The following is a 4,505-nucleotide window of genomic DNA, read 5'->3' as shown; positions in this document are numbered from 1 at the left end:
AACGCCTTGCCCTTCCGGTCGGCCGTGGCGTCGACCTTGCCGACCAGCCGGTCGTGGTGCAGCACCGGCAGGGCGAAGTAGCCCCAGCGGCGCTGTCGCAGGCTGGCCAGCCAGCCCGGCTCGTCGTCCCCGTCGGCCGGCGCGGACGGTTCAGCGGCCGCCGGGTGCTCCGGGAACCGGGTCGCGACGGCGGCGGCGAGCAGACACGCCCCGATGCTGGCCACACCGACCGCCGGGTAGCCGCCGAGGGCGAAGACCGGGCCCGCCACCGCCCCGGCGGCCGCCGCGGCCGCCACGTCCGCCGTTCTGGCCCGACCCATCAGGCGGGCGTACCGACCGGCAGCGCCCAACCGGTCGAGTTCGGTGAAGACCAGCGCCTCCAGGGCGCCGGAGCGAAGCGTCCCGCCCGCACCCCAGAGCACGAAGCCGACGGCGAACGCCGGGTACGACGGGACGAGCACCCAGAGCGCGAACGCGACGGCCGGCAGCAGCGGGGCCAGTACGAGCAGCAGCCGCCGGGAGACGGCGTCGGCCCACGCGCCGGAGGGCACCTCCAGCACGATGCCGGTGGCCGACCAGATGACGAAGAGCGAGGAGATCTGCCCGACCGACAGCCCGGTGTCGGCGAACAGCAGCACGTACAGCGGGTAGAGCAGGACGAAGTCAGTGAGGAACGCGTAGCCGTAGAGCGCGGCCGCCAGCCGGCGGGCCGCGGGTACGCGCGCAGGAGTGACGATCATGAGGCCTTCCCACGGGGACGAGACGGACACCGGACGTACGGCGTCCGCGGCGGCCCGCGGGCATGATCGCTAGGGCAGGATCAACATCGCCAGGTCATGCGCCGATGGTATCCGGCATCGACGGCGGGTGGTGCCCCCGCGACAGGTGGGTGCAGTGGGCGACCGTGGCGTCGTCCGGGGCCCGGATGTCGGGGCCCGCGGCGGCGTGCGCCTCGGCCTGCCGGACGCGGCGGATGACCTCGGCCGGCCCGCCGGCGCGCAGCAGCCCCAGCACGCCCGGCCAGTCGGTCAGGCCGTACGGGCTGACGATGCGGCTGGCGCCGTTGCTGAGCAGCGCGACGCCGTCCAGTTCGGAGAGCGGGTGGCTGCCGGTGACGGCTTCCCGCGCCGCACGCGGATCGTCCTTGGCGAGCCAGTAGCCGCCCGGTCGGTTCCGCCGGGCGCGCAGCGCGTCGACACAGGAGTCGCGGATGCGGTCGTACGCCAGGGTGTCGGGCGCGACGCCGGCCAACGGGGCGGCGCAGGCCCGCCGGGCGGTGACCTCCCGCTCGTCCGTGCGGACCTGAGGGCCACCGTCGGCCCGGTCGAGGACCAGGAAGGAGTCCGCGAGCAGGAGATGGTCCAGCCGGCCCCGGTGGCTGCGGACCATCACCACGGTCGCCTGCGGGCTGCTCGGGTCGGTGATGTCGCAGGTGCCACGGTGCTCGGCGGCGATCTCGTCGATCGCGGCGGCCAGGATCGCCGCGAGGTCCCGCCCGTCGTCGCGGGACAGCCGGCCGAGCAGCGCGCCACCGAGGCGGTGCGTGTACCAGGCGACCCCGTGGACGCAGATCGACTCGGTGCCCGGGATGCCCGCGCCGTCCAGCAGCACGGCGGCGCCGGGAACGGCACCGACGAAATCCTCGTTGGGCCGGCCGGTCGCACCGGCGCTGGTCGCCATGCTGACGCGCACTCACGGGCTCCTCACCTCGGGGGTGCCGCCGGACCCCCCTCGTGTCGTGACGATCTGACGGTGGCACACACGACCGGGGCGGGCCCGTCGGGCCCGCCCCGGTTGTCCGTGCAGCTGGTCAGCGGCGGAACTTCTCCGCGTCCACCGGCGGCAGCACCATCGTGGCCTCGCTGTCCGCCGCCTGCTCGGCGGTGGGCTGGCGCGGCGTCGTCGGCTGGGTGCGCTCCGCCTCGGCGTACGGCGAGGCGGCCGACGCCGTCGGCCCGTGCGGGGCGACCGGCTGGGTGCGGTCGGCCTCGGTGTCCCGGGCCACCGGCTGGGTCAGCTCGGCCTCGGCGTACGGGTTGCCGTCGCTCAGCCGGGCCTCGACGTCCCGCCGGCCGGCCTGGTAGGCGCGGGCGTGGGTGGCGATGGTCCGCGACTCCTCCTCGGCCCGGGCCAGCCAGTTCTCCCACCGGCTCTGCATCGGGCGGACCAGGCCGCCGCCGACGCCGACGACCAGGATGCCGCCGACGGTGGCCAGCACCGCGATCAGCACCGGGGTGGTCACCGCGGTGGCCACACCGATCTGGTTGAGCGCGGCGATGACGCCCAGGCCCAGGATGAACACAGAGGCGATGTTGGCGAGGATCCGGCCGTAGGACAGGCCGCCCAGGGCGCTGGAGATGATGTCCTTGACCGCCTTGGCGATCGCCGCGGCGACCACCACGATCACGATGGCGACGAACGCCCGGGGCAGCCAGGCGATCACTCCGGCGATCAGGTCCGAGATCGGGTTCGGGCCCCAGATGCCGAAGGCGAGCTGCAGGGTGACCAGCAGCACCGCGTAGTAGGCGAGCTTGGCGACGATGTCGCTGGCGTCGTAGCGGGACCGGGCCAGGGCGGTCTTGATGCCGCCCCGCTCGACGGCCTTGTCGAAGTGCACCCGCTCGAGGACCTTGTCCACGATCTTCAGCACGGCCTTGGCGATCAGCCAGCCGACCACCAGGATGGCGATGAACGCTACCGCCTTGGGCAGGAACAGCATCACCGAGCGGAACGCGTCGCCCACCGCGTTCCCGAAGTTGTCTCTCATCGAAGGGCCTCCACGGACGGATTCAGGTCGGTCCGTGCAGGACCTACCCTCGGCGTCGCCTCGGAAAACCCGATCAGCCGCGCCGGCAGCGGTAGGTGACCTGCGTGCCGGCCTGGACCGGCGACGGCTCGATGATGTTGACGGTGGCCGTCTCGGTGGTAGCGCCGACGCCGCTGAACGTCCACTTGAGGGTCAGGGTCGCGGTCCGTTGCCCGCGGCCGACCCGCTCGGTGAGCAGCGCGCCGGGCGGTGCGTCGGAGCGGAACCACTGGTAGCGGATGATCCCGCCCCGGCCGTTCGTCCGCACGGTGGCCACCACGTCGACGGTGACGTCGCAGCGGTCGCCGGCCGGCCGGGGCACGGCCACGGTGACGCCCTCCACCTCGACCGGGCTGAGCCGTTCCCACAGGTAGAGCCCGACCACCGCGACCAGCGCCAGGGTCAGCAGGGTGGAGAGCACGGAGACCGCTCGGCGCCACACCGGACGGCGGGGGCGCGCCGGGGCCGGAGCCGGCCACGCGGGGGCGCCGGGCGGGGTCGCCGGCACGCCGGGCCCGAAGCGGACCTCCCCGGCGGGGGCCGACTGTTCAGGGTACGCGCCGGTGGTCGCGCCGTAGCCGGAGGTGATCGGCCCGGTCACGGCGGGGATGCGCCCGGCCGGGACGCCGAACGGGGTGGTGGGGGGTCCGGTCGGCGCGCCGAAGTGGGTGGTGGCGGCGTCCGCCGAACCGAAACTGACGGTCCGGTCGGTGGCGCCGGGATTCGCCCTGGGCACCGTCGGCCCGGAGGTCGGCGTCCGGTCGGTCGCACCGAGGTGCACGGTCTGGTGCGGCACGGCGAGGGGGACGGTTCGGTCATGACCGCCGAGGTGGACGGTCTGGTCGGGCGCGCCGAGGTGGACCGTGGCGTCCGACGAGCCGAGGTGCGCGGCCTGGTCCGGGGCGGTCAGGTGCACGGTGGCGTCGGCGGCGGCGAGGTGGACGGTCGGTTCGCTGCCGCCGACCGCCATGGTGCTGTCGAGGTCGACGGTGGTCCCCGGCTCGGTGACCGGTGGCATCGCCCGGGTGGGCAGCGCCTCGGTGGGCTCCTCCGGCCGGGTCACGCGAGCCGTTCCCGGGTCGCGGCGGCGGTGTGGGCAGCGGGCACGGTCTACTCCTCAGCCGGGGGTGCAGTAGTTGTAGAGGGTCACGTACACCGTCGAGGAGGTGACCGTGTTGCCGGCGGCGTCCGCGGCGGTGACCTGGACGGGCATGCGGGTACTCAGCTTCGGCATCGGCAGCGGGCCGAGGGTGCCCTGGAAGCCGCCCTGCCCGATCGAGCTCATCGGCACGGTCGAGGTGACGTTCTCCAGGGTGTAGCGGACGTTGACGGTCAGCGCGGCCGGGCCGCTGCGGTCGTCGGTGACGGTGGCGGTGACGGTGCTGGTTCGGTAGCCGTACGGGCAGCCCTTCGGCTCCAGCTGGTTGGGGTCGGCGCTGACGCCGTTCACGGCGGGGGCGGTGACGTCCGGCGGGGGCGGCGGGGCGGTGCTGGTCGGCGGTGGTGGCGGCGCGCTGGTGCGTGCCGGGGATCGGGTCGGCGCGGCCGATCGGGACCGGCTCGGCGTGGTGGTCGGGGCGGCGGACGGCGTGGGTGTGGCCGAGCCGCTCGGGGTGGGGTCCGGGGTCGCCGTGGCCGCCTCGGTCGGGGTGGGGGCGCCGGTCGGGTCGACCGAGGCCGGGCCGGCCGGCGCGGCGGC

At 74.9% G+C, this 4,505-nt stretch carries 5 protein-coding genes and 1 pseudogene; 1 reads left to right on the top strand and 5 read right to left on the bottom strand.

From position 1 onward, the window contains the following. The 5 genes from ACWEVO_RS30995 to ACWEVO_RS30975 all read right to left on the bottom strand — a co-directional run. The coding region (locus ACWEVO_RS30995) for an MFS transporter (RefSeq protein WP_452311010.1) at nucleotides 1-740 on the bottom strand (740 nt) is incomplete at its 3' end. 94 nt (nucleotides 741-834) lie between these two features. Further along, a complete protein-coding gene (locus ACWEVO_RS30990; protein WP_452311009.1) occupies nucleotides 835-1,692 on the bottom strand; it encodes a hypothetical protein in 858 nt (285 codons plus the stop codon). A gap of 118 nt (nucleotides 1,693-1,810) precedes the next feature. Beyond that, nucleotides 1,811-2,767, bottom strand: coding sequence for a mechanosensitive ion channel family protein (locus tag ACWEVO_RS30985; RefSeq protein ID WP_452311008.1), 957 nt, complete (start codon nucleotides 2,765-2,767; stop codon nucleotides 1,811-1,813). Between the two features lie 73 nt (nucleotides 2,768-2,840). Further along, a complete protein-coding gene (locus tag ACWEVO_RS30980) occupies nucleotides 2,841-3,869 on the bottom strand; it encodes a hypothetical protein (RefSeq protein WP_452311007.1) in 1,029 nt (342 codons plus the stop codon). A 54-nt stretch (nucleotides 3,870-3,923) separates the two neighbouring features. Further along, the gene (locus ACWEVO_RS30975) at nucleotides 3,924-4,256 is read right to left on the bottom strand and encodes a hypothetical protein (RefSeq protein ID WP_452311006.1); all 333 of its coding nucleotides are present in this window, start codon (nucleotides 4,254-4,256) and stop codon (nucleotides 3,924-3,926) included. A 10-nt stretch (nucleotides 4,257-4,266) separates the two neighbouring features. Here ACWEVO_RS30975 and ACWEVO_RS30970 point away from each other — a divergent pair. Further along, nucleotides 4,267-4,505: pseudogene (locus ACWEVO_RS30970) on the top strand (hypothetical protein); the annotation flags it as partial.

The sequence above is a fragment of the Micromonospora sp. NPDC003776 genome (genome assembly GCF_053605645.1).
Note: the sequence above shows the minus strand (reverse complement) of the source record. Positions and strands in the feature narration are given on the sequence as shown.

Bases quoted from the DNA above. Each gene is read 5' to 3' on its own strand.
- ACWEVO_RS30985 (WP_452311008.1), bottom strand. From the start codon at position 2,767: ATGAGAGACAACTTCGGGAACGCGGTGGGCGACGCGTTCCGCTCGGTG.